Source organism: Pseudomonas sp. R3-41 (assembly GCF_054161485.1).
Genome location: NZ_CP096421.1, coordinates 3,478,133 through 3,503,947, shown reverse-complemented (window position 1 = coordinate 3,503,947; position 25,815 = coordinate 3,478,133). Strand labels below are relative to the sequence as shown.

The 25,815-nt window shown below is 61.5% G+C and carries 16 protein-coding genes and 2 pseudogenes; 10 read left to right on the top strand and 8 right to left on the bottom strand.

What is annotated here, in order from left to right; genetic code table 11:
* Nucleotides 1–128: 128 nt before the first annotated feature.
* The 7 genes and pseudogenes from M1D99_RS15585 (at nt 129) to M1D99_RS15555 (ending at nt 8,648) form a co-directional block, all read left to right on the top strand.
* Nucleotides 129–1,439, top strand: coding sequence for an ABC transporter substrate-binding protein (locus M1D99_RS15585; protein ID WP_434570035.1), 1,311 nt, complete (start codon nt 129–131; stop codon nt 1,437–1,439).
* A gap of 155 nt (nt 1,440–1,594) precedes the next feature.
* Nucleotides 1,595–2,526: pseudogene (locus M1D99_RS15580) on the top strand (carbohydrate ABC transporter permease).
* A 10-nt stretch (nt 2,527–2,536) separates the two neighbouring features.
* Nucleotides 2,537–3,367, top strand: a complete 831-nt coding sequence (locus tag M1D99_RS15575; protein WP_030142681.1) for a carbohydrate ABC transporter permease — start codon at nt 2,537–2,539, stop codon at nt 3,365–3,367.
* Nucleotides 3,368–3,406: 39 nt separating this feature from the next.
* A complete protein-coding gene (locus M1D99_RS15570; RefSeq protein WP_458130404.1) occupies nt 3,407–4,510 on the top strand; it encodes an ABC transporter ATP-binding protein in 1,104 nt (367 codons plus the stop codon).
* 15 nt (nt 4,511–4,525) lie between these two features.
* Nucleotides 4,526–6,007: a mannitol dehydrogenase family protein gene (locus M1D99_RS15565; protein ID WP_434570030.1), complete on the top strand. Its 1,482-nt coding sequence runs from the start codon at nt 4,526–4,528 to the stop codon at nt 6,005–6,007.
* A 202-nt stretch (nt 6,008–6,209) separates the two neighbouring features.
* Nucleotides 6,210–7,697: a xylulokinase gene (gene xylB, locus M1D99_RS15560; protein ID WP_434570028.1), complete on the top strand. Its 1,488-nt coding sequence runs from the start codon at nt 6,210–6,212 to the stop codon at nt 7,695–7,697.
* Between the two features lie 12 nt (nt 7,698–7,709).
* Nucleotides 7,710–8,648: a carbohydrate kinase family protein gene (locus M1D99_RS15555; protein ID WP_458130403.1), complete on the top strand. Its 939-nt coding sequence runs from the start codon at nt 7,710–7,712 to the stop codon at nt 8,646–8,648.
* A gap of 84 nt (nt 8,649–8,732) precedes the next feature.
* On the opposite strand, the gene M1D99_RS15550 is transcribed toward M1D99_RS15555, so the two are convergent.
* The 4 genes and pseudogenes from M1D99_RS15550 to M1D99_RS15535 all read right to left on the bottom strand — a co-directional run bounded on the left by M1D99_RS15550 (nt 8,733) and on the right by M1D99_RS15535 (nt 12,600).
* Nucleotides 8,733–9,014, bottom strand: coding sequence for a DUF1652 domain-containing protein (locus M1D99_RS15550; RefSeq protein ID WP_053119524.1), 282 nt, complete (start codon nt 9,012–9,014; stop codon nt 8,733–8,735).
* 701 nt (nt 9,015–9,715) lie between these two features.
* Nucleotides 9,716–10,714: pseudogene (ilvA, locus tag M1D99_RS15545) on the bottom strand (threonine ammonia-lyase, biosynthetic); the annotation flags it as partial.
* A gap of 354 nt (nt 10,715–11,068) precedes the next feature.
* A complete protein-coding gene (locus M1D99_RS15540; protein WP_434570024.1) occupies nt 11,069–12,217 on the bottom strand; it encodes a PQQ-dependent sugar dehydrogenase in 1,149 nt (382 codons plus the stop codon).
* A 41-nt stretch (nt 12,218–12,258) separates the two neighbouring features.
* Nucleotides 12,259–12,600 (bottom strand): hypothetical protein, encoded by a 342-nt coding sequence (locus tag M1D99_RS15535; protein WP_186730713.1) that lies wholly within the window; start codon nt 12,598–12,600, stop codon nt 12,259–12,261.
* A gap of 263 nt (nt 12,601–12,863) precedes the next feature.
* On the opposite strand from M1D99_RS15535, the gene ku reads away from it, so the two are divergent.
* Together ku and ligD are read left to right on the top strand one after the other, a co-directional pair.
* The gene (ku, locus tag M1D99_RS15530; RefSeq protein WP_434570022.1) at nt 12,864–13,754 is read left to right on the top strand and encodes a non-homologous end joining protein Ku; all 891 of its coding nucleotides are present in this window, start codon (nt 12,864–12,866) and stop codon (nt 13,752–13,754) included.
* 33 nt (nt 13,755–13,787) lie between these two features.
* Nucleotides 13,788–15,764 carry a DNA ligase D gene (gene ligD / locus M1D99_RS15525; protein WP_458130402.1) on the top strand — a complete coding sequence of 659 codons (1,977 nt, stop codon included), beginning with the start codon at nt 13,788–13,790 and terminating at the stop codon, nt 15,762–15,764.
* Between the two features lie 15 nt (nt 15,765–15,779).
* On the opposite strand, the gene lpxO is transcribed toward ligD, so the two are convergent.
* Nucleotides 15,780–16,679: a lipid A hydroxylase LpxO gene (gene lpxO, locus M1D99_RS15520; protein WP_186709397.1), complete on the bottom strand. Its 900-nt coding sequence runs from the start codon at nt 16,677–16,679 to the stop codon at nt 15,780–15,782.
* A 406-nt stretch (nt 16,680–17,085) separates the two neighbouring features.
* On the opposite strand from lpxO, the gene M1D99_RS15515 reads away from it, so the two are divergent.
* Nucleotides 17,086–18,675: an ABC-F family ATPase gene (locus tag M1D99_RS15515; protein WP_003181279.1), complete on the top strand. Its 1,590-nt coding sequence runs from the start codon at nt 17,086–17,088 to the stop codon at nt 18,673–18,675.
* Between the two features lie 187 nt (nt 18,676–18,862).
* Here the strand turns inward: M1D99_RS15515 and M1D99_RS15510 are convergent, their stop codons facing one another.
* The 3 genes from M1D99_RS15510 to M1D99_RS15500 form a co-directional block, all read right to left on the bottom strand.
* The gene (locus tag M1D99_RS15510; protein ID WP_186709398.1) at nt 18,863–19,513 is read right to left on the bottom strand and encodes a response regulator transcription factor; all 651 of its coding nucleotides are present in this window, start codon (nt 19,511–19,513) and stop codon (nt 18,863–18,865) included.
* Nucleotides 19,514–19,583: 70 nt separating this feature from the next.
* On the bottom strand, nt 19,584–20,177 hold the full coding sequence (locus M1D99_RS15505) for a lecithin retinol acyltransferase family protein (protein WP_186709399.1): 594 nt from the start codon (nt 20,175–20,177) through the stop codon (nt 19,584–19,586).
* 134 nt (nt 20,178–20,311) lie between these two features.
* Nucleotides 20,312–25,795, bottom strand: a complete 5,484-nt coding sequence (locus M1D99_RS15500) for a trifunctional serine/threonine-protein kinase/ATP-binding protein/sensor histidine kinase (RefSeq protein WP_458130401.1) — start codon at nt 25,793–25,795, stop codon at nt 20,312–20,314.
* Nucleotides 25,796–25,815: the final 20 nt, after the last annotated feature.

Sequence of the window (25,815 nt, the reverse complement as noted above, 5' to 3'; positions counted from 1 at the left end):
GTGCGACGGATGATTTGTCACGCCGTCCATAGAAGGCTGTAATCAGCGCACATTCTTCCCTTCATCCGGAAGACACAAAAACAATAACTGTCCTTCTGCAGCCTTCGGGCGCGGAAAAGGAGTGCGCGATGAAACCTTCGGTAAAAGTTCTGCTTGTCTCCACCTGCATGACCCTCAGCAGCGTCAGCTTCGGCGCAGAGACCCTCACCATTGCCACCGTCAACAACAGCGACATGATCCGCATGCAAAAGCTCTCGAAAACCTTCGAGGCCGAGCATCCGGACATCAAGCTCAATTGGGTGGTGCTTGAAGAAAACGTCCTGCGTCAACGCCTGACCACCGACATCGCCACCCAAGGCGGACAGTTCGACGTGCTGACCATTGGCATGTACGAAGCCGCACTCTGGGGTGCCAAGGGTTGGCTGGAGCCGATGAAAGACCTGCCGGCCTCCTACGACCTCGATGACGTCTTCCCTTCCGTGCGCGATGGCTTGTCGGTCAAGGGCTCGCTGTACGCCCTGCCTTTCTATGCCGAAAGCTCGATCACCTATTACCGCACGGACCTGTTCAAGAACGCCGGGCTGACCATGCCCGAACACCCGACCTGGACCCAGATCGGTGAGTTCGCGCAAAAGCTCACCGACAAATCCAAGGAGCAATATGGCCTGTGCCTGCGGGGCAAGGCCGGGTGGGGCGAGAACATGGCGCTGGTCACGACCCTGGCCAACGGCTTTGGCGCGCGCTGGTTCGATGAGAAGTGGCAGCCGCAGTTCAACGGGCCGGAGTGGAAGGATGCCCTGAACTTCTACGTCGACAACATGAAGAAATCCGGCCCGCCGGGTGCGTCCAGCAACGGTTTCAACGAAAACCTGGCGCTGTTCAACAGCGGCAAGTGCGCCATCTGGGTGGACGCCAGCGTCGCCGGCTCGTTCGTGACCGACAAGACCCAGAGCAAGGTGGCCGATCACGTCGGATTCACCTTCGCCCCCCACGAGAAAACCGACAAAGGCACCTCGTGGATGTACTCCTGGTCCCTGGCCATCCCGACCAGCTCCAAAGCCAAGGACGCGGCCAAGGTCTTTACCACTTGGGCAACGTCCAAGGAGTACAACCAATTGGTCGCCAAGACCGACGGCATTGCCAACGTACCACCGGGTACCCGCACTTCGACCTACAGCGACGAATACATGAAGGCCGCGCCGTTTGCCAAAGTGACGCTGGAATCGTTGAAACTCGCCGACCCGAAAGCCCCTACCCTCAAGCCTGTGCCCTACATCGGCATTCAGTTGGTGACCATCCCCGAATTCCAGGCCATCGGCACCCAGGTGGGCAAGTTCTTCTCAGGCGCGCTGACCGGCCAGCAGACCGTGGACCAGGCGTTGACCGCCGCGCAGTCCACCACCGAACGCGAGATGAAACGCGCTGGGTATCCCAAGTAATCCACGTCGCCGCTCTGCCCTTTTGTGGGAGCGGGCTTGCTCGCGAAAGCGATCTGTCAGTCACATTGATGTTGGATGTGCCGCCCTATTCGCGAGCAAGCCCGCTCCCACAGGGGATTTCTGTAGGCCCCGCAAAAATCGGTTCAATGCCATGAATAGCTCAACTACAACCGCCAAAGCCCCCATCGAGATCGCTCCGCCGCCGGTGCGCAAGATCCGCCTGGCCAACCCCGGCTGGTTTCTGGTCAGCCCTTCGGTGGCCTTGTTGCTGCTGTGGATGATCGTGCCGCTGGGCATGACCGTCTACTTCTCGATGATCCGCTACAACCTGCTCTACCCCGGCGAAAACGAATTCGTCGGGCTGGAGAACTTCACCTATTTCCTGACCGACTCGGGTTTCATGCCCGGCGCCACCAATACCCTGCTGCTGGTGGGCAGCGTGCTGTTGATCAGCATTGTCCTAGGGGTATTGATCAGCGCGCTGCTGGAGGCCAGTGAGTTTTTCGGTCGCGGCATCGTCCGTGTGCTGCTGATCTCGCCGTTCTTCATCATGCCCACGGTCGGTGCGCTGATCTGGAAAAACCTGATCTTCCACCCCGTGTCGGGCATCCTCGCCTCGGTCTGGAAGCTGTTCGGCGCCCAGCCGGTGGATTGGTTGGCCCATTACCCGCTGTTGTCGATCATTATCATCGTCAGCTGGCAATGGCTGCCCTTCGCGATCCTGATCCTGATGACGGCCATGCAGTCGCTGGACCAGGAACAGAAAGAAGCCGCCCGCCTGGACGGTGCCGGCCCCATCGCGATCTTCTGGCACCTGACCCTGCCGCACCTGGCCCGGCCGATTGCCGTGGTGCTGATGATCGAGACAATTTTCCTGTTGTCGGTGTTCGCCGAGATCTTCACCACCACCAACGGCGGCCCCGGCTACGCCTCCACCAACCTGGCGTACCTGATCTACAACCAGGCGCTGGTGCAGTTCGACGTCGGCATGGCGTCTGCCGGTGGCCTGATTGCCGTGGTCATTGCCAACATCGCCGCCATCATCCTGGTCCGGATGATCGGCAAAAACCTCACCGACAAGCATTGAGGCCGTCGCCATGACTCTTCAACAATCCCGTCGCCTGCAAAGCCTGTTGCTGGGCACGCTGGCCTGGGCCATCGCGATCGTGATCTTCTTTCCGATCTTCTGGATGGTGCTGACCAGCTTCAAGACCGAAATCGACGCGTTCGCCACGCCGCCGCAGTTCATCTTCGCGCCGACCCTGGAGAATTACCTGCACATCAACGAGCGCAGCAATTACTTCAGCTTCGCCTGGAATTCGGTGGTGATTTCCTTCAGTGCCACCGCCCTGTGCTTGCTGATCGCGGTGCCGGCGGCCTACTCCATGGCGTTCTATGAAACCCAGCGCACCAAAGGCACGTTGCTGTGGATGCTCTCTACAAAAATGTTGCCTCCGGTGGGTGTGCTGATGCCGATCTACCTGCTGGCCAAGCAATTTGGCCTGCTGGACACGCGGATCGCGCTGATCATTATCTACACCTTGATCAACCTGCCTATCGTGGTCTGGATGATTTACACCTACTTCAAGGACATCCCTCGCGACATCCTCGAAGCGGCACGTCTGGATGGCGCCACGCTCTGGCAGGAAATGGTCCGCGTGCTGCTGCCCATCGCCAAGGGCGGCCTGGCGTCCACCGTGTTGCTGTCGCTGATCCTGTGCTGGAACGAGGCGTTCTGGTCGCTGAACCTCACCTCCTCCAAGGCCGCCCCGCTGACAGCGCTGATCGCCTCCTATTCCAGCCCGGAAGGTTTGTTCTGGGCCAAATTGTCGGCCGTCTCGACCCTGGCCTGCGCGCCGATCCTGATTTTTGGCTGGATCAGCCAGAAACAGCTGGTGCGTGGTTTGTCCTTCGGCGCGGTGAAGTAACGCGCCCTACACAATAATCAGAAGTGGAGGCCCATCATCATGGCCAACCTGAAAATCAAGAATCTGCAAAAGGGTTTCGAAGGCTTCTCCATCATCAAGGGCATCGACCTTGAGGTGAACGACCGCGAGTTCGTAGTTTTCGTCGGCCCGTCGGGCTGCGGCAAGTCCACGCTGCTGCGACTGATCGCCGGCCTGGAAGAGGTCAGCGACGGCACCATCGAACTGGATGGCCGGGACATTACCGAAGTCAGCCCGGCCAAGCGCGACCTGGCGATGGTGTTCCAGACCTACGCCCTGTACCCCCACATGAGCGTGCGCAAGAACATGTCCTTCGCCCTTGATCTGGCCGGAGTGCCCAAAGCCGAAGTCGAAAAGAAGGTCAACGAAGCGGCGCGTATCCTCGAACTGGGGCCGATGCTCGAGCGCAAGCCCAAGCAATTGTCCGGCGGCCAGCGCCAGCGCGTGGCGATCGGCCGGGCCATCGTGCGCAACCCGAAAATCTTCCTGTTCGACGAACCGCTGTCCAACCTCGACGCGGCCCTGCGGGTGCAGATGCGCCTGGAACTGGCGCGCCTGCACAAAGAGTTGCAGGCGACCATGATCTACGTGACCCACGACCAGGTCGAAGCCATGACCCTGGCTGACAAGGTGGTGGTGCTCAACGGCGGGCGCATCGAGCAGGTCGGCTCGCCGCTGGAGCTGTATCACCAGCCGGCCAACCTGTTTGTCGCCGGGTTCCTCGGCACGCCGAAAATGGGCTTCCTCAAAGGCAAGGTTACCGCCCTGGACAGCCAGGGTTGCGAAGTGCTGTTGGACGCCGGTACGCGCATCAATCTGCCGCGCAACGGCGCCAACCTGAGCGTCGGCGCTGCGGTGACCCTCGGGATTCGCCCGGAACACCTGAACCTGGCGCAACCGGGCGATTGCACGTTGCAAGTCACCGCAGACGTCAGCGAGCGGCTGGGCAGCGACACCTTCTGCCACGTCGTCACGGCCTCCGGCGAAGCCTTGACCATGCGCGTCCGCGGCGACCTGGCGAGCCGTTTCGGCGAGCAGTTGAGCCTGCACCTGGACGCTGAACACTGCCATTTATTCGATGCCGAGGGCGTCGCGGTGAACCGCGCGCTGCGCGCCGCCGCCTGATTGCCGAGACTTGCGATGAAACTCAACCGACAAAACCTGCACAACCTCAACCCTGAAGTCGCCCTGCCGGCCTACCCCTTGAGCGATATCCGCCAGGGCATCGCCCACATCGGCGTCGGCGGTTTCCACCGAGCGCACCAGGCGTACTACACCGATGCGCTGATGAACACCGGCACTGACCTGGACTGGGCCATCTGCGGCGTGGGCCTGCGGGCCGAGGACCGGCGTGCCCGGGATGACTTGGCCAGCCAGGACTACCTGTTCACCCTGTACGAACTGGGCGATACCGATGACACCGAAGTCCGCGTGATCGGCGCGATCAATGACATGTTGCTGGCCGAAGATGGTGCACAGGCGCTGATCGACAAACTGGCCGAGCCGCAGATCCGCATCGTCTCGCTGACCATCACCGAAGGTGGCTATTGCATCGACGACAGCAATGGCGAGTTCATGGCCCACCTGCCGCAGATCCAGCACGACCTGGCCCACCCCGAGGCACCGAAGACTGTCTTCGGCTTCCTCTGTGCCGCCCTGGCCAAGCGCCGCGCCGCGGGGACGCCAGCGTTCACGCTGATGTCCTGCGATAACCTGCCCCACAACGGCGCCGTCACTCGCAAGGCACTGCTGGCGTTTGCCGCGCTGCGCGACCCGGAACTGGGCCAATGGATCGACGGGAACGTGAGCTTTCCCAACGCCATGGTCGATCGCATTACCCCGATGACCAGCGGCGCCCATCGCTTGCAGCTGCATGACGAACACGGCATCGACGACGCCTGGCCGGTGGTCTGCGAACCGTTCGTGCAATGGGTGTTGGAAGACAAATTCGTGAGCGGCCGCCCGGCCTGGGAAAAGGTCGGCGTGCAGTTCACCGATGACGTTTCCCCCTATGAAGAAATGAAAATCAAGCTGCTCAACGGCAGTCACCTGGCGCTGACCTACCTGGGCTTTCTCAAGGGTTATCGCTTCGTTCACGAGACCATGAACGATCCGCTGTTCGTGCGTTACATGCGCGCCTACATGGACCTGGACGTGACGCCGCAACTGGCGCCAGTACCGGGCATCGACCTGACCGACTACAAGAACACCCTGGTGGAGCGTTTTTCCAACCAGGCGATTGCCGACCAGTTGGAACGGGTCTGTTCGGACGGCTCGTCGAAGTTTCCAAAATTCACCGTCCCGACCATCAACCGCTTGATCGCCGACGGCGGCGAAACTCGCCGTGCGGCGCTGGTCGTCGCGGCTTGGGCGGTGTACTTGAAGGGCGTGGACGAGAAAGGCGTGACGTACTCGATCCCGGACCCTCGGGCGGCGTTCTGCCAGGCCTTGGTGGCCGACGATGCGCTGGTGACCCAGCGGGTGCTGGAGGTGGAGGAAATCTTTGGCACCGCGATCCCCCGCTCCCCGGAATTCGTGGCAGCATTTGAATGGTGCTGCAACAGCTTGCGCGAGCACGGGGTCACGCGAACACTTGAGCGGGTACTGGCCGAGGCGAACTAACCCTCGGCGCGATCCGCTTTTTGTGGCGAGGGAGCTTGCTCCCGCTGGGTTGCGCAGCGACCCCCAGGGTATGTCAGGCTCACCGCGTTGCCTGGACTTGGGGCTGCTGCGCAGCCCAGCGGGAGCAAGCTCCCTCGCCACAGATCGTGTGGTTGCTGACCAAACTGCTATTACCTGCTGGTTCTGACGACCGAGGATTTCCATGGCAAACCAACAACTGTTCCTGGGCATCGACTGCGGCACCCAAGGCACCAAGGCGCTGATCCTGGATGCGCTCAGCGGCCAGGTGCTCGGCCAGGGCGCCGCTGCCCACAGCATGATCAGCGGGGCCAACGGTCGCCGCGAACAAGACACCCAGCAATGGCTCGATGCATTCACCCAAGCGACGCACCAGGCCTTGGCCGCCGCCGGGGTCGATGGCCAGGCGATCCTCGGCATCGGCGTGTCCGGCCAGCAACACGGTCTAGTGTTGCTTGACGACCAGGGCCAGGTCCTGCGCCCGGCCAAGCTGTGGTGCGACACCGAAACGACGCCGGAAAACGATCGGCTCCTGACCCACCTCGGCGGCGAAGACGGCAGCCTCGAACGCCTCGGCGTGGTGATCGCGCCGGGCTACACGGTTTCCAAGCTGCTCTGGACCCGGGAGCAACATCCTCAGGTGTTCGAACGCATCGCCAGCGTCCTGCTGCCCCACGACTTCCTCAATTACTGGCTCACCGGTCGCCATTGCAGCGAATACGGCGATGCCTCGGGGACCGGCTACTTCAACGTGCGCACCCGCCAATGGGACGTGCCGTTGCTGCAACACATCGACCCCAGCGGACGCTTGCAAGCGGCGCTGCCGGAGCTGATCGAGGCCCATCAGCCGGTGGGACGCATCTTGCCGGCCATTGCCCAGCACCTGGGCATCAACCCCGACGCAGTGGTGGCCAGTGGCGGCGGCGACAACATGATGGGCGCCATCGGCACCGGCAATATCCAGCCCGGCGTGATCACCATGAGCCTCGGTTCCTCCGGCACGGTCTACGCCTATGCCGCCGAGCCCACGGTCAGCCCGCAACCGTCAGTGGCGACGTTCTGTTCTTCCAGTGGTGGCTGGCTGCCGCTGATCTGCACCATGAACCTGACCAACGCCACCGGAGCGATCCGCGAACTGTTGGACCTGGACATCGACGCCTTCAACGCCTTGGTGGTCCAGGCCCCGATTGGCGCAGAAGGTGTGTCGATGCTGCCGTTCCTCAACGGCGAGCGGGTGCCTGCCCTGCCCCATGCCACGGGTAGCCTGCTGGGCCTGACGACCACCAACCTGACCCGGGCCAACCTGTGCCGCGCCGTGGTCGAAGGCACGACCTTCGGTTTGCGCTATGGCTTGGACCTGTTGCGTGCCAACGGGCTTAAGGCCCAGAGCATTCGCCTGATCGGCGGCGGCTCGAAGAGCCCGGTGTGGCGGCAGGTCGTCGCCGACATCATGGACACCACCGTCATTTGTACCGAACAAAGCGAAGCAGCGGCGTTGGGTGCGGCGATCCAGGCAGCGTGGTGCCATTCAGGCCAACAAGACAGCCTGGCCGAACTGTGCGAGCGCTGCGTCAAGCTCGACCCGGCCAGCGAAACCCGGCCAGTCGCCGCCCATGTCGCGGCGTCCCAGCAGGCTTATGAACGTTATCGACAACACGTCGCAACCCTTTGAGAGCGGGCAACTATGTATCTGGTGTGTGGTGAAGCGCTGTTTGATTTTTTCAGTGGGACCGACGCGGATGGCCCTGCCTCGCAGGTGAACTACAAGGCGATTGCCGGCGGCTCGCCGTTCAACGTGGCGGTGGGATTGCGCCGCCTGGGCATTGAATCGGCACTCTTTGCCGGCCTGTCCACCGATTACCTGGGCCGCCGCCTGCAGCAGGTGCTGCTCAACGAAGGAGTCAGCGCTCGATACCTGGTGGACTTCGACGCGCCGACCACCCTGGCGATGGTCGCCGTAGGCGCCAACGGTTCGCCCCACTACAGCTTTCGTGGCGAAGGCTGTGCCGACCGACAACTGAGCCTCGCCGATCTACCGGACCTCGGCCCTGACGTGCGTGGCTTGCATGTCGGCTCGTTCTCGCTGGTGGTCCAGCCCATTGCGGACACGCTCCTGGCCCTGGTGCAACGGGAAAGTGGCCGGCGCCTGATCAGCCTCGACCCGAACGTGCGGCTCAACCCGCAGCCAGACATTGAGCTGTGGCGCTCGCGAATCGCGACACTGGTGCAATTCGCCGACCTGATCAAGGTCAGTGACGAAGATCTGGACCTGCTTTATCCAGGCATCGAGCCCCAGGCGGTCATCGAAGGTTGGCTGGGGCACCGTTGCCAAATGGTCTTCCTGACCCGTGGCGGCCAGGGGGCTACGGTCTTCAGTCGCCAACACGGTACATGGTCGCTGCCGGCGTGCCCGGTGAAAATAGCCGACACCGTGGGTGCGGGCGACACCTTCCAGGCCGCACTGATTGCGTGGCTGACCGAACAGCAACTGGATTCCGTGGAGGGCTTGCACACCCTGACCCGGGAGCAGATCAGCGCAATGCTGGAGTTCGCTATTCGAGCCGCCGCCCTGACGTGCAGCAAAACCGGTCCGGACCTGCCTTACCGACAGCAACTGGGCTGAGGTAAGCAGGGCCGCTGGAGCACTGTACGCCGGGTTCGGACATCGCCGGACCCGGGCGTCAGACTGACAAGGACAAGGCCGTACTCAGCGCCCGGTCATCCGCTGGTGTTGCTGATGAAAATGATTGCCAGCGGCAGGGTTGTGGTCAAGCTCGGTACGCAACTCGGCGATCAGGTCGTTGATGGCCCGGCAGCCGGTGAGTTTCCTGGCATCGATGTCGGTCTTGACCAAGGCCACGTGATCGGTCTTGTGGTCATCGAAGATCTTGATCGTCATCGTCAGCTCAGGTGACAACGTGCATTGCGAGCGCTTGGGCAGCAAGCTGCTTTCAATGATGTTTCGCATTTCGAGGGCAGATAAAAACATGGCGACTCTCTCCTGTTGAGGCGGCCAACTTATGTTCACGACGGCGGTATTTTCGTCCGTTTTCTTCCCTGCGGACTGGGACTACGAATACCGTGCCGTTCGTTCTTTTTTTGGCGTTTCTATCATTGAGCTCGTGAAACGGACTCCTGATTGAAACCCCTGATAATCCCGCAAAAAATATGCCTGTCTTGACGAGATGGGTGATTGATACAAATCAATCACTTAGCATCGATACCTGGCGGCCCCCCTCGTGCAAAATGCAAGGAAACGGCGGTTTTTCCATGCAAAGTGCAATCGTGATGAGTGTGTCGAAAGCTAGAGTAGCCTCAATTGCAGGCACCTGGGCGGGCGCCCGTCGCCTTGTTCAAAAAATGTTCGACGCGAGCGGGTTTGCTCGTGCTCTCCGTGGATCAGCTTGCATAGATGTTGAATAGACTGCCGTCATCGCGAGCAAGCTCGGCTCCCACATTGGTTTTGGGGTGACTGTTGGATTTGGATTTACCACCGCTCCCTGTGGGAGCGAGCCTGCTCGCGAAGAGGCCAACCCATTCAACATCAATGCAAACTGAACCATCGCCATCGCGAGCAAGCTCGGCTCCCACATTGGTTTTGGGGTGACTATTGGATCTGGATTCGCCACCGCGCCCTGTGGGAGCGAGCCTGCTGGCGATGGCGGTAGGTCAAGCGGCACTGTCCGCTACGCCTATTGCCGCCCGCTCCGCTACATGGCGCAAACTGTCGAAGTTGATGTTGGCACCGGAATCGATCGCCACCAGGGTCTCGCCTCGCACGCCCGTTCGCGCGACGTATTGCTTGATCCCGGCCACCGCCAATGCGCCTGAGGGTTCGGTGATGGAACGGGTGTCGTCATAGATGTCCTTGATCGCAGCGCACAGTTGGTCGTTGGTCACCGTCATCACCTCATCGACACAGAATCGGCAAATATCCAGGCCATGGGCGCCGATCTGGGCCACGGCCACGCCGTCGGCGAAGGTTCCCACCTCGGGCAAGGTGACCCGCTCCCCAGCGGCCAGCGCGGCCTGGAGACAGGCAGAGTGCTGCGACTCGACACCGATGATGCGAACTTCCGGGCGCAGGTATTTGACGTAGGCGGCGATGCCCGCGATCAGCCCCCCGCCGCCGACCGGGACGAAAATCGCGTCCAGCCGGCCAGGATGCTGACGCAGGATCTCCATGGCGACTGTGCCCTGCCCGGCAATCACATCCGGGTCATCGAAAGGCGAGACGAACTCCCGCCCGGTCTGCTCGGCCAGGTCCAGCGCATGGGCCAACGCAAACGGAAAACTGTCCCCGTGCAGCAGCGCCTCGGCACCGCGGTTGCGCACCCCCAGCACTTTCAACTGCGGGGTGGTCTTGGGCATGACGATACTGGCCGAAATACCCAGTTCCCGTGCCGCCAGCGCGACGCCCTGGGCATGATTGCCGGCAGAGGCAGTGATGACGCCACGGGCCCGCTGCTCCGCAGTAAGGTGCACAAGCTTGTTGTAGGCGCCGCGGATCTTGAAGGAAAAGGTCGGTTGCAGGTCTTCGCGCTTGAGCAGGATCCGGTTGCCCAGGGCCTCGGACAGCGCAGGTGCCGCTTGGAGCGGCGTGCGCACCGCCAGTTCGTAGACCGGCGCGGCGAGGATTTTCTTGACGTAGTGCTCAAGCAGGGCTTGCTCGGTGTGGACTGCGGTCATGGCGATCTCCTGGTTCGGTCGGAGCCTAGGAGACAGAAAGAAAAAACCCGCCTCCAGGGCGGGTTCGGTGCAGCCGTCAGCTAGCCCGCCAAATAAGGAATGGCGGTAATAATGCTTGGCTGGCTACGCAGTACGGTTGAATTCATGCCTGGAAATTAGCGGTGCGTTGGCGGCAAGTCAATGGCAAAGATCAAATGCTATCCGCTCTTGTGGCGAGGGAGCTTGCTCCCGCTGGGTTGCGAAGCGACCCCAAAGCTAACGGCAATCAACCTGATACCGCGACGACAGATTCCGGGGGCCGCTGCGCAGCCCAGCGGGAGCAAGCTCCCTCGCCACAAAAGCGCCGGCGTTGCGTTACTTGAGTCCGACCTTGTACAACGCCCCGTCGTCTTCATCAGTGAGCACATACAGGTACCCATCCGGCCCCTGGCGCACATCGCGGATTCGCGCCTTGAGTTCGCCCAGCAGGCGCTCTTCATGAACGACCTTGTCATCCTGCAACTGCAGCCGGATCAGTTCACCGGACACCAGGGCCCCGATGAACACACTGTGTTGCCAGGCCTTGAAGCGCTCATGGTCGTAGAATGCCATGCCGCTGAGCCCGGGAGACACCTGCCAGACATGGAAGGGGTCAACGCCGCCTTCGATGCTCTTGCCCTGGGCTTCGGGAATCGGGGCGCCAGAATAATTGATGCCGTGAGTCGCCAACGGCCAGCCGTAGTTCTTGCCACGCTCGATGAGGTTCAATTCATCACCGCCCCGGGGCCCATGCTCGTTCTCCCACAGAGTGCCGTTCCACGGATTGAGGGCAGCACCCTGGGGGTTGCGAACGCCGTAGGACCAGATCTCGGGACGGACGCCTTTCTGGCCGACGAAGGGATTATCGTCGGGAACCTTGCCGTCGGGGTAGATGCGCACGACCTTGCCTTGCAACTTGTCCAGGTCTTGGGCGGTGGGTCGGTCGTTGTTCTCCCCCAGGGTGATGAACAGATAGCCGTCGCGGTCGAAGACCAGTCGCGAGCCAAAGTGGTTGCCCGTGGACAACTTGGGTTGCTGGCGGAAGACCACATCGAAGTTTTTCAGGCTCTTGAGGTCTTCGGACAATTGCCCGCGTCCCACGGCGGTGCCGGCCTTGCCGTCCGCGCCCGCCTCGGCATAGGACAGGTAGACGGTGCGGTCCTGCTTGAAGTCCGGCGACAGCACCACGTCCAGCAAGCCGCCCTGGCCCTTGGCCCACACCTCGGGCACGCCGCTCAGGGGCGCGGACAACTTACCGTCGGGACTGACCACGCGCAGGTTGCCCTCTCGCTCCGTCACCAGCATGCCCTGTTGGCCAGGCAGGAATGCAACGGACCAAGGGCGCTCCAGCCCCTTGACCACAGTGGTCACTTCCAGGGTGCCCTCTTCGCTTTTGAATGACTGGGTTGGCACGGCGATGGCCGGCGAGGCAAGGGTCAGGACAGCACTGGCGCAGAATGCGGCCAAGAGTGTTTTACGCAACATGCACATTTCCTTCTGCGGTGTTGAAAGAAAAGCTCCAGCGCCTAGCGATTGCCATTCTGGCTGTTGCGGGGTGGCGTGGGAGACTCGATGGTCGGCCGCGGCGAACCCGACGGCTGGCCGGACCGGGGGTAGCCATTGCCGATGCCGCCGTTTTCCAGGGTCGGAGGCCGTGGCACCGGCACGGTCGGATTGTCATGAATCGTCGGCACGTTGGGCCGGGTGCCCTGCATGCTGTTGGGATTGGCCCGACGCGTCGGGCTGTTATAGGGATTGTTGTTGCCCGGCAGGTTCTGGGCCAGGACCATCGGGCCATCGTTGGGCGTGGCGGCCTGGGCAGTGGCGCTCAGCAGTAGCGTCATGATGGCAATCATCAGCCTGTTCATTCGCAGACCTCCTTGAGTTCTGGCATATCGAAAGCACGCTACGCCGCAGGTTCGACGCTGTTAAGCGAAATGTGCCGGTGAAGATGTAACCAAGCGTCTCCGAACCATTGTGGGAGCGAGCTTGCTCGCGATGGCGGTGGGTCAGTTTGCATCAATGGCGCCTGTACCGGCGTCATCGCGAGCAAGCTCGCTCCCACAGGGGAAACTTTTCCCAAGGCCCGAAGGTCACCAGAGAGACACTCACCGGCAAGGAAAACACCTCCATGGCACGGGCAATCTGGAAAGGCGCAATCAGTTTCGGGCTGGTCCACATTCCCGTGGCGCTGGTATCGGCCACCGCATCCCAAGGCGTGGATTTCGACTGGTTGGACAAGCGCAGCATGGACCCGGTGGGCTACAAGCGTGTCAACAAGGTCACCGGCAAGGAGGTGACCAAGGAAGATATCGTCAAAGGCGTGGAATACCAGAAAGGCCAATACGTGCTCATCAGCGAAGACGAGATCCGCGCCGCCCACCCCAAGTCCACCCAGACCATCGACATCTTTTCCTTTGTCGACAGCGAAAAAATTCCCCTGCAAAACATCGACAAGCCCTACTTCCTGGCGCCCGACAAACGCGGCGGCAAAGTCTATGCCTTGCTGCGCGAAACACTGGTCAAGACCAACAAAGTAGCGCTGGCCCATGTGGTGCTGCATACCCGCCAGCACCTGGCCGCCCTCATGCCCCTGGAAACGGCGCTGGTGCTGGTGATGCTGCGCTGGCCCGCCGAGGTACGCGAGCTGGATGTCCTGGAGCTGGGCGACGAGGTGACGAACCCGACCCTGGCCAAGGGCGAGCTGGAAATGGCCAAGCGCCTTGTGGAAGACATGAGCGGCGACTGGGAGCCCCAGGCTTACCGCGACAGCTTCGAGGACAAAATCATGGAACTGGTGGAGAAGAAGGCCAACGAGGGGCGGCTCGAAGCGGTGGAAACCGATCCTGGCGAAGAACAACGCAAGACCGCCGATGTCATCGACCTTACCGAATTGCTCAAGCGCAGCCTCGGCGGCAAGGGCAAGGCTACCGATAAATCAGCCGGGAAAGCCCCGGCAAAACCTGCGAAAACCCGCAAATCCGCTCCTGCCAAAAAAGCCACCAAGGCCTCCCGGGGTTAACTCCCCGGCGTGTGCAATACAAGGGAATCTGTCATGGCCAACGCCGAGAGTGAATCTGCTCGTTTGTCCAATGCCGAGTCGGACGCAACGACGCCCCGCAACCCTGGCCAAGGCGCAACGACAGCCCTGCCCGAACGCCTGGCGCCGCAGTTGGCCACGCCCGTGGAGGAGCCCCCCACCGGTGAATGGCGCTACGAAGTCCAATTCCACGGTTATCGATTGCTGACCCGCATCGAAGACGGCGAAGTCCGGTTATACAACCGCAATCATCAGGACTGGACCGATCGGCTGAAGTTGCATGCCGACGCCTTGGCCGGGTTGAACCTGGGGGACAGTTGGCTCGACGGCGAACTGGTCCTGCTCGATGAGACCGGCCATTCCGATTTTGCTGCCCTGCGCGTGGCCTTCGAGATCAGCCGCACCGTCGACATGGTGTATTTCCTGTTCGATGCGCCCTTTCTCAATGGCGTCGACCTGCGTCAGGCGCCGGTGGAAGAACGCCGTGCGGCGCTGAAAAAAGCCCTCGGCAACAACGCCAGCAAGCGCCTGCGCTTCTCCGAATCATTTTCCGCCAGCCAACACGATATGTTCGAAAGCGCCATCGCGCTCTCATTGGACAGCGTGGTCGGCAAGCGCCTGGGCAGTCCTTACGTTTCCAGGCGAAGCGACGATTGGGTAAAGCTCAAGTGTCGGCTGCGCCAAGCCTTTGTCATCGTCGGATTCACCCGCCCCCAAGGCAAACGCAGCGGTTTCGGCGCGTTGTTGCTGGCCGTCAACGGGCCAACGGGGCTGGTATACGCCGGCCGGGTCGGCACCGGGTTCAGCCAGGCGCAGATCAAGCAATTGCACGAGCAACTGTGTACCCAGCAGCGCGATACTCCACCACTGGCTGAGCCGCTCAACGGTACACAGGGGCGCGGCGTGCAATGGGTCGAGCCGACCCTGACCTGCGAAATCGAATTCACCGAGTGGACCCGCGACAACCAGGTGCGGCAGGCTATTTTCCTGGGCTTGCCGCCCGATACGCCCGCCAGCAAGGTTGTTCGTGAGCAGCCCCTGCCGATAAAACCCACTGCGCCAAAACCTCAGCGTCGTCACAAAGCCAGCGCGGCCAAGGTGGACGGTGTGACGATCACCCACCCTGATCGGGTCATCGACAGTGTCAGCGGCGTGCAAAAGGCCGAGCTGGCCCAGTATTACCTGGACATCGCCCCTTGGATCCTGCCGCACCTCAAGCTGCGTCCGGTCGCGCTGCTGCGGGCACCGGACGGTATCGGTGAAGACCTGTTCTTTCAAAAACACGCCGATCGACTGGAGATTCCCCACATCAAACAGTTGGATCCGCATCTGGACCCGGGTCATGCCGCCCTGATGGAAATCGACGACGTCCACGCGCTGGTGGGCGCGGCGCAGATGGGCGCGGTGGAACTGCACACCTGGACCGCGACCCACGACCGGATCGAGACGCCTGACCTGTTTGTCCTCGATCTGGACCCGGACCCGTCACTGCCCTGGAGCGCGATGATCGAGGCGACCCGCATGACCTTGGCGGTGCTGGACGAGCTGGGTTTGCAGGCCTTCCTCAAGACCAGCGGTGGCAAAGGCATGCACGTGATCGTGCCATTGGCGAGAAACGAGGGCTGGGACACCACCAAGGCGTTTGCCAAGGCCATCTCCCAGTTCCTGACCCGGCAAGCGCCGGAGCGCATCACCGCCACCATGGGACCGAAGAATCGCGTCGGGAAAATATTCGTCGACTACCTGCGCAACGCCCGCGGGGCTAGCACGGTGACTGCTTATTCAGTGCGCGCCAGGCCAGGCCTGCCGGTCTCGGTGCCCATTGCCCGCGCCGAACTGTCGACCCTGCGCAACGCCCAGCAATGGGATATCTATACCGCGCTGGAGCGGGCCAGGGGCTTGGGCGCCGATCCTTGGGAAGGTTATAACCACCGCCAGCGGATTACCGCCAGGATGTGGGAGCAGCTGGATGCGCAAAAACCCGAGGCATGAGGACGAATCTCGCGCTCAGATCCAGACGAAGATCGCCAGTAATCCACCGAAAAATGCCCACTTCTGCAGGTAGTACAACCTGCGGTTGCGCTTTTTCAGGGCCTTGCCTTGCAAACGTATCTTGTAGAGCCTGGAGAATGCCCGGTTCAGGCCGCCCGTCCTGTCGCCCGCGTCGTTGGGCGCGCCGGCCGCCGCCATCACGGTGCGGCTGAACCAGCGGTTGAACGCCGTGGCCCAGGGAAACTTCATCGGCCGCTCCACGTCGCAGAACAGGATGATGCGGTTCTGGTCGGTGGTGTTCTCGGCATAATGAATGAACGTTTCGTCAAAAATCACCGCTTCGCCATCACGCCAGTGATAAGCCTCGCCATCGACATTGATGTAGCAGCCGGCATCGTTGGGCGTTTCCAGGCCCAAGTGATAGCGATAGGACCCGGCATAGGGGTCGCGGTGCCGGACCAACTTCGACCCCGGCGGCAACTCGGCAAACATCGCCGCCTTGATCGACCCGATGCTCTGCACCAATTCGGTGGTGCGTGGGCACAATTTCATGGCCGACGGATGGCTGTCGCCGTACCACTTCAGGTAGAAGCGCTTCCAGCCGGTCTTGAAGAATGAGTTGAAGCCCACGTCGTCGTACTGATTGGAACGCTTGATCTCCCCCGCCCGCAGCAGGCTCTGGCCTTCGGCCCGGATTTCTTCCCAATGAGCCTGCAGCGGACTCAGGTCCGGGAACTGCGTCGGGCTCAGGAAAGGCCTGTTGGGCAGTTTCGAGCACAGGTAAAGCAGGCAATTGATCGGTGCGAGAAAAGACGAGTGATCGCTCAACTGGCGTCCGACCTTGTGGCGCACGCGTCCACGCAGGTGAACGTAGCCGATGGAGAGGAGGTAGATCGCGACAATGATGAGCTTCACGAAAGTCCGTCACAATGCAGGGAGTGAACAGGCTGCGTCTCCGGGCCAACCAAGCGGCAAGGGAGATAGCATTGGGTGAGGTGGCATTTTAGCCAGAGTTTGTAACCAAAAGTTATCCTGAAGTTGTGAAAAACTGTCTTGTCCGGGCAATACCCTATCGTTAATGCGGCCAGATCAGTACAATCGCCGCCAATTATCACGCGCTCCCTTTGGCCGATGCCGCAAACCGCGGCTTCGGCGCACGTCTACCCGGGCCGGGCGCTCCGTATGCTGCTGTCCTCTTATGCCGGATGGACCCTTGCGCTTGCGACCGCGACGCCTTTGCGCGGTCGGGACGTGCGCAAACAGGTACTGAACAGGTACTGCCGCACCCTTAGCTACTCTGAATGTTCCGCAGGATAAACCTTTGATCTCTACAGCTAACATCACGATGCAGTTCGGCGCCAAGCCACTGTTCGAAAACGTCTCTGTCAAATTCGGCGCGGGCAACCGCTACGGTCTGATCGGCGCCAACGGTTGCGGCAAGTCGACCTTCATGAAAATCCTCGGTGGCGACCTCGAGCCGTCCGGTGGCCAGGTCATGCTCGAGCCGAACGTGCGCCTGGGTAAACTTCGCCAGGACCAGTTCGCCTACGAAGAATTCACCGTGATCGACACCGTGATCATGGGTCACGAAGAGCTGTGGAAGGTCAAGGCCGAGCGCGATCGCATCTATTCGCTGCCAGAAATGACCGAAGAAGACGGCATGGCCGTGGCCGAACTCGAAACCGAATTTGCCGAGATGGACGGCTACACCGCCGAATCCCGCGCCGGTGAACTGCTGCTGGGCCTGGGGATTGGCATCGAACAGCATTTCGGCCCGATGAGTGAAGTGTCGCCTGGCTGGAAACTGCGTGTACTGCTGGCCCAGGCACTGTTCTCCGACCCGGAAGTGCTGCTGCTCGACGAACCGACCAACCACCTGGATATCAACACCATCCGCTGGCTGGAAAACGTGCTGACCCAGCGTTCGAGCCTGATGATCATCATCTCCCACGACCGTCACTTCCTGAACAGTGTCTGCACCCACATGGCGGACCTGGACTACGGCGAGCTGCGCCTGTTCCCAGGCAACTACGACGAGTACATGACCGTGGCGACCCAGTCCCGCGAGCAACTGCTGTCGGACAACGCCAAGAAGAAAGCCCAGATCTCCGAACTGCAATCGTTCGTCAGCCGTTTCTCGGCCAACGCCTCGAAAGCCAAGCAGGCCACCTCCCGCGCCAAGCAGATAGACAAGATCCAACTGGCCGAGGTCAAGCCATCGAGCCGTGTCAGCCCGTTCATCCGCTTCGAGCAGACCAAGAAACTGCACCGCCAGGCGGTCATCGTCGAACGCATGGCCAAGGGCTTTGACGGCAAGCCGCTGTTCAAGGATTTCAGCTTCACCGTCGAAGCCGGCGAGCGCGTGGCGATCATTGGCCCGAACGGTATCGGCAAGACCACCTTGCTGCGCACCCTGGTCAATGAACTGGAACCGGATGCCGGCACGGTGAAATGGACCGACGCCGCGGAACTGGGGTACTACGCCCAGGACCATGCCCATGACTTCGAAGACGACGTCAACCTGTTCGACTGGATGGGCCAGTGGACCCAGGGTGGCGAGCAGCTGGTGCGTGGCACCTTGGGCCGCATGCTGTTTTCCAACGACGAGATCCTCAAGTCGGTCAAGGTCATTTCCGGTGGTGAGCAAGGCCGCATGCTGTTCGGCAAGCTGATCCTGCAAAAGCCGAACGTGCTGGTGATGGACGAACCGACCAACCACTTGGACATGGAGTCCATCGAAGCGCTGAACCTGGCGCTGGAAAACTACCCAGGCACGCTGATCTTCGTCAGCCATGACCGAGAGTTCGTATCGTCTCTGGCCACCCGCATCATCGAGCTGAGCGCCGACGGCGTGGTCGACTTCAGCGGCACCTACGACGACTACCTGCGCAGCCAGGGTGTGGTGTTCTAAGGGCAGCCCCGAGTTGTAAGCTTCAAGCGGCAAGTCAAAAGCCCCGTCCACTGTGACGGGGCTTTTTGCATTCCAAGGGTAACTCCCCTGTGAGAGCGAACTTGCTCGCGATGGCGTCAGCCCAGACAACGCTGCCCCCGTGGCGAGGGAGCTTGCTCCCGCTCGGCTGCGCAGCCGTTGAGAACGCTCACCGACTCTGCCCGGAGCCCAACGCCTCGGCCATCCGGACCAGGTCCGCAAACGACCTGGCGCACATTTTTTTCATCGCATGGGCGCGATGGATCTTCACCGTGATTTCGCTCAGGTTCATTTGCCCGGCGATCTGCTTGTTCATCAGCCCGGTGACCGCAAAACCCATGACCTCTTTTTCACGGGCGGTGAGCGTCTGGTAGCGGGCATGCAGATCGGCAAACTGTTGTTCGACCTGCCGTCGCCGGACATCCGCCTGAAGCGCGGCGGACACCGCATCCAACAGGTTCTGTTCACGGAAAGGTTTCGCCAGGAAATCCACGGCACCGGCTTTCATCGCCTTGACCGACATTTCGATGTCGCCGTGGCCGGTGATGAAGATGATCGGGATATTCGTATTCGACTCCGCCAACTGCGCCTGGAAGTCGAGGCCACTGGCGCCTTGCAACCGTACATCGAGGACCAGGCAACTGGGGCACTCGGTCTTCGGCTGCCGAAGAAAATCCGCCGTGGAGGCGAACGTCTCGACGCGGATCCCGACCGAGCGCAGCAGGTTGCTCAACGCATCGCGCATGGAGGCATCGTCATCCACCACGAACACAATAGAACCTTTGAGACCCGCCTCATTGGATGAAGCATTACCGTTCATTCACGACCCTTCCGGCGAGCGAAACGAAAAAAAAGTGTAGCACAGCGACCTTGTCCAGCCTGCGCTGTACCTAGGCAATCAGCTGCGGCTCCAGCGTCGAAATCAAAGCGAATAGATCACGGGGACGCTGGAAATAAGCGTCGACCTGAGCGCTGTAGTGTTTTCCGCTGATGCACCAGTTGCAAAAGTGTTCGCAGTTGTTGGACAGAATCCGATAGCGGTTCTCACCGAGCCGTGAAAGCGCCCGCCTGACGACTTCATCATTGGAAAATTCATACGGTTCCTGTGCTATCCAGACCGGTTTGCCATGGGCGAAATGTTCAAGGTCGATCACTTCGATGGGGCCGGATCTCAGCGAACCGCTGAAGCCGGAGTAGTGGGCGACTTTCAGGTCGCCCAGGTAGATCCCGTGATGGAGATAGAACCCCCGTGGGCTGATCAGGTGCGCGCCGATCGGCAACGTGGCCCCAGACCGTTCGACATGCACCCATTTCAAGGCGATATCAGACAGACCGCGATTGCGGGCCGCTGCGCACCCCTGCCCGTCCAGCATCGGCGTACCCAGGCGATAGAAAGCGCTCGCCGTGACGAGCGCCATCAAAACCAGCGCGACCGAACGAAGCGCAGAAAGTCCATCCATTGCCCGGTGGGTTAAATCGATCATGGCTCACACTCCGCAACCCGTGAGGCCAATCTATCGCCCGGGTTGCGACGTTGCATTTGTACGTGGGAGTGGAATCGGTGATCTATTGATATGCAGCCTTTAAACCTAAGTATGAATCGAACGCTGTCGAGTCCTCAGGCAGGCGTTTCCCCCTGGACGATGGGCAACGTGAATTGAACGGTAGCGCCGCGAGGCTGATTGACGCAGGCCTTCAGGCAACCGCCGTGGGACTCGATGATCGAACGACAGATCGATAACCCCAAGCCCAGCCCGGTGGGTTTGGTGGTGTAGAACGACGTGAACACCTGGTCGACGTTTTCCGAGGCGAACCCCGGCCCCGAATCGCTCACACTCACCAGCACCCAATCGGCCCCCTCTGACGTTGCGCAGATCCACAACTGCCGTTCGCGCTCGTTGACGCAGCTCATCGCTTCGAGCGCATTCATGATCAGGTTGAGCAGCACTTGTTGCAGCTCGACCCGGTCACCTTGGATGAGCGGCAAACCGTCGGCCAGGTGCGTCTGGATCGAGACGCCGCTCTTGATGATCTGGCCGCGGGTAAACTCGATCATTTCGCCAATGGCAATGTTGATGTCCACCGGGCCTTTTTGTGGCGGCGCCTTGCGGATATGCCCACGGATCCGCCCCAACACGTCCGCCGCCCGATTGGCGTCGTAGATGAGGCGCCCCAATACCTGGCGGACTTCCTCGATCTCGGGTGGCTGGGTGTTCAGCCAACGCAGGGCGGCATCGGCATTGAGGATCGTCGCGGCAATCGGCTGGTTGACTTCATGGGCGATCGAAGCCACCAACTGCCCCATGGTCGCGACTCGGTTGGCGTGGGCCAGCTCGGTTTGCACCTCGCGATAACGTCGCTCGCTTTCGCGGATCTTTTCTTCCGCCTGCCGGCGTTCGGTCAGGTCCACCACGAAGGCGACCCCTTCCCTGCTATTGGCCTCGAACAGCGCCAGGCCGACGATGACCGGCAGGCGGCTGCCATCCTTGCGAAAATATTCCTTTTCATAAGGCCGGGCGTGCCCGGTGAGCAACGCCTGGGCCAGGGAGCGTTCGCTCAGTTCGCGGAACTCCGGCACCGTCAGGTCCCGCCAGCCCAGGCGGCCCAAGACCAGGTCTTCGCGCTCGTAGCCGACCATGCGCAGAAAGGCATCGTTGGCTTCGATAATGTCGCCATCGGCATTCCAAAACAGAATGCCAATGATGTTGGCGTCCACCAGGCGCCGGATCCTCGCTTCGCGCTCGGCGACTTCGCGATACAAGCGGGCATTTTCCAAAGAGATGGCCGCACGGGACGCCAAGAGTTTCAACACGGCGATACGGGTCGGATTGAACACATGGGCAGCCAGATTGTTTTCCAGATAGAGCGCGCCGACGAGCTTGGCCTGGTTCAGCAACGGCACGCAGAGAATCGAGCGGGCACGCTGCTGGCGGATATACGGGTCCGCGGCAAACGGCGCCGCGATCAGGGCATCGTCAAGAAAAACGCTCTCCCCGGTGCGCAGGACGTGGTAGAGAATCGACTCCGGCAACAGTGCCGCGCTCACCGGGGCATTGTGGATTTGCGTTACGTGGTTGCCGGTGGTCACCTGCGCCGCGACTCGGTACTCGCCGTCGCTGGACAGGATCAATAACCCGCGTTCGGCGCCGGCCTGTTCGATCGCCGTGCACATGACCATGTCGATCAGCTTATCCAGCACGATTTCCCCCGACACCGCCTCGGAGACCTTGAGTACGGTGGCCAGGTCCAAGTGCTCGACCGGCGTCGTCATCGTCGTCGTTGGTCCGGGCACAGGCGCTTCGGTCCTCAGCAATGGATAGGTCTGCTCCAACTGCCGCACTTTGCCCTCAGCGCCCCAACGCTGGTAGGCGTAACGAGCATCCTGGAGATAGACGCGGGCGATCTTGTCGAAACCACGGGCAGCGTAAAAGCGCGCTGCAAGCTCGTTGGCCAGCGCCTCGATATGGACAAAACCGCTTTGCTGCGCGGCATGGATGGCTTGCTCGTACAGCGACTCGGCATCGATCACACGCCCTTCGACCCGGGCCATTTCGGCACCCACCAACGCGGTGCGGCTGGCGAAGTTCTCTGGACACTGCTGTGCCCATGTCTGGAGCTGGCGGTAATTGGCCGCCAACTCCACCCAGTGAGGTTCGCGCGCGTCCACCGGCACACGGTCGCAGCAGGCGGCCCGCGTCAGGGCGCCATAGAAATGGTATTCGGCTTCCTCGAAGAACGACTGGCAAACCCAGAGCAAACCCTGGGCCTTGGCAGCGGCCGCCATGGCCGCTTCAGGATCGTCGGCCAGGTAGCGGGCCTGCAGTTTGCGGACCCAATACAAACAATCAGCCAGGACCAGATCCGGGTTGCCGGACAAGTGGGTTTCGATGGCCGGCTCGTTCAACTGGCCGTCGTCCAGGCAGCCGAACGTCAGCGTCACGCCCCGAAGCATTCGGATCAGCGCCAGCTGGGCGATAATAAAATCGGTCACCAGCCCGAAGTGCACCCTCTTGGCGTAGGCCAGGCCCCGCTCGGCTTCTTCTTGTACATCGATCAACGGCTCGCCAGCGAACAGCAGATCGGCGGTGAGGTTGTTGCCGGCGTAGGCTCCATACGGCAGGTCACCGATCCGATTCGCCGCCGCAAACGAACGACGCAACAGGTCCCGGCATTGCCCCACGGGCTTCATCCAACGCACGGCAAAGCATGAAAAACAGAGGTAGGTACTGGCCTCGAATCGCCGCAGGTCGCGTTTTTCAATGAGGTCGCAACCAAGCTGGCCAAAGCGGAATCCCATCTGGTAGTCACCGAACCGCCGGCCGGCGACTCGGAACAGATTGGCGTAGAGCACGCAGGACGCATCGCAGTTGCCCTGCTCCAGGCTCAAGGTGACCGCCTTGCAGATCAACAGGTCCGCCAGGTTCGCTTCACTCTGCAAGGCCGGCGCAAAGAGCTTACCCAGTGCGTTGAGCGTCGCCAGGGAGGTGGCGTCCACCATCAGCGGCAGATCGATGAAGTCCTCGATGGCCCGGCCTTCAAGCAGTTCCCCGATGCGCTCGTACTCGTGACGCACATCGTCGTCGCTCGGGTGGGCCGACCACTCGATCCCCACATGGCGCAGGTAGTCGAGGCAGACCGCCACCGCACCGTCGCTGCGATCCAGGAGCAGGTAGACGTCCATCAGCAGGCACGCCACGTTGGCCCGCTCGATCACCGTCACGGCGCGGTCGGCCAAGGCCTTCAGGCGTTCGTCCGCGGCACCGAGTTGTCCGGTAAGGAACTCGCATTCGGCCCGGTTCAATTCCAACCCGAAAATCAAGTCATGACGCCCTGTCCAGCAGTCCTCATCCAGCAACTGCACGCCGGTGGCCAGGTAGTTGAGTGCCGAAGCATAGGCCGTCGAGGCCTTGGCCCGCTGGCCGGCCAGCAGGTTGAATTCAGCCAACTGCTCCCGCTCAGCCCGGTCGGTGAGCAATGCCGCGCCACGATTGAGCTGGCCGGCAATTTCAAAGATCGCCTCTTCAAGCGCTTGGGCGTCCGTTTGTGCCGCGAGCAACCGTCCAATGCGCAGGTGCGTCTCGGCACGCGCAGCCTGGGGGATCAGCGAGTAAGCAGCCTCATGAATGCGGTCGTGAACGAATCCATAGGCATCGTCCAGCCGCTCGACCAGTTCCTGGCGGACCGCCTGCCACATAACCGCCCGGACCTGAGTCGGGGAGATGTCCAGAACGGTGGAGAGCGCCTTGAGCCCAGCCACGTTGCCCAGGCACGCCAGTTGCTGCAATGCCTGCTGCGTGTCGGCGGGCAAGCGGACCAATTTGCCAACCATCAGGTCGACGACGTTGTCGGTGTAGCCCTTGGCGTGAATGCGCTGCGGATCCCACCACCACTGCCGCGCCTCGTGATCGAAAGTCAGCAATCGCTCGTCAGCGAGGGCCTGCAGGAATTGGATCACGAAGAATGGGTTGCCCGCGGTCTTGTCCAGCACCAGTTGCGCCAGCGGCTCGACACGATCAAGGGCGTCATGCAGGGCTTCGGCGATCAACTGCTCGACGTGCACCTTGACGAGGGGCGCCAGGGTGATCTCGCTGATCTTGCCCCCAGCGCTCCGAATAGCCTTGAGCTTGCCCGTCAACGGGTGCGTGGCGTCCACCTCGTTGCTGCGGTAGGCCCCCACCAGCATCAGGTGGCGCACATCGGCGCTGGTCAGCAGATCCTCCAGCAGGTCGAGCGTCGCCGCGTCCAGCCACTGCAAGTCGTCAAGAAACAGGGCGAGCGGATGGTCGGCGCGGGCGAACACACCGATGAAGCGCCTGAATATCAGTAAGAAGCGGCGTTGCTCCTGTTGGGGGTCAAGTGCCAGGACCGCTGGCGGCTCGCCGATGATGAGCTTGAGTTCGGGAATCAGATCGGTCATGAGCCGCGCATTGGCATCCAGCGCATCCAGCAACGCCTCGCGCCAATGCGCCAGTTCCGTGTCGCTTTTGCCCAGCAACGTGCGCACCAGGCTCTGGAAGGCCTGCACCAGGGTCGAGTAAGGAATGTCTCGCCGGTATTGGTCGAATTTGCCACTGGCGAAGAGGCCGCGCGGCGGAACCAGGACCTTGTGCAGCTCATTGACCACCGAGGACTTGCCGATACCGGAGTAGCCCGTCACCAGCACCAGTTCCGGCGCGCTGGTTTCGACCACCCGACCGAACGCGGTAACCAGCGTCTCGACTTCACGCTCACGGCCGTAGAGCTTCTCAGGGATCAACAGTTGATCGGAGGCGCCCTGTTCGCCCAGGGCAAAGGCATCGATGTGCCGCGATTGTGTCCAATGCGCCAGGCAACGGCGCAGATCATGTTCGACACTCGCGGCCGTCTGGTAGCGCTCCTCGGCGGTCTTGGCGAGCAGTTTCATGACAATTTGGGACAGTATCTCGGGGATGGTTTCGAGCCGCACACTGGGCGGCGAAGGCATTTTGGCGATATGGCAGTGGACCCACTCTATCGGGTCGGACGCAGTGAACGGCAGCGATCCCGTCAACATCTGATAGAGCGTTATGCCGAAGGAATACAGGTCACTGCGCGAATCGATCGAGCGATTCATTCGGCCGGTCTGCTCGGGGGCCATGTAGGCGAGCGTGCCGGCCAGGGTCTCGGGGGCCTGGCGCTCGCGCGGCAGCCGCGAGGCCAGGCCGAACCCGGTGAGCCGTGCCTGGCCATCGTCGCAGTTCACCAGGATGTGACTGGGCTTGATGTCCTTGTGGACGATGCCGCGCTGATGGAGCTTGCCCAGCGCCACGGCAATGCTCACCGCAAGGCGCAGGAACGTCGTCGTTTCCATCGGTGCGATCAACAGTTGCACGAGCGGCACGCCGCCGGGATCCGCGAGCACCAGTTGCACCTGGGGCCCTTCGCGCACCATGTCGAGGGGTTGTACCGACCAGGCGCCATCGAGTTCATCCTTCAGGCCAAACTCATGGACGAGCCGGTCAAGGCAACCAGGGCGAGGCTGTTCGGTCGCGGGCCGGGCCACCAGGACCGTATCGTCGCCGTCCACACCCGAGCGCAATTCCCGACAGAAGATACGCTCACCATCGTCCCATAATATTTGCATGCTGTTATTCCATCGGCACA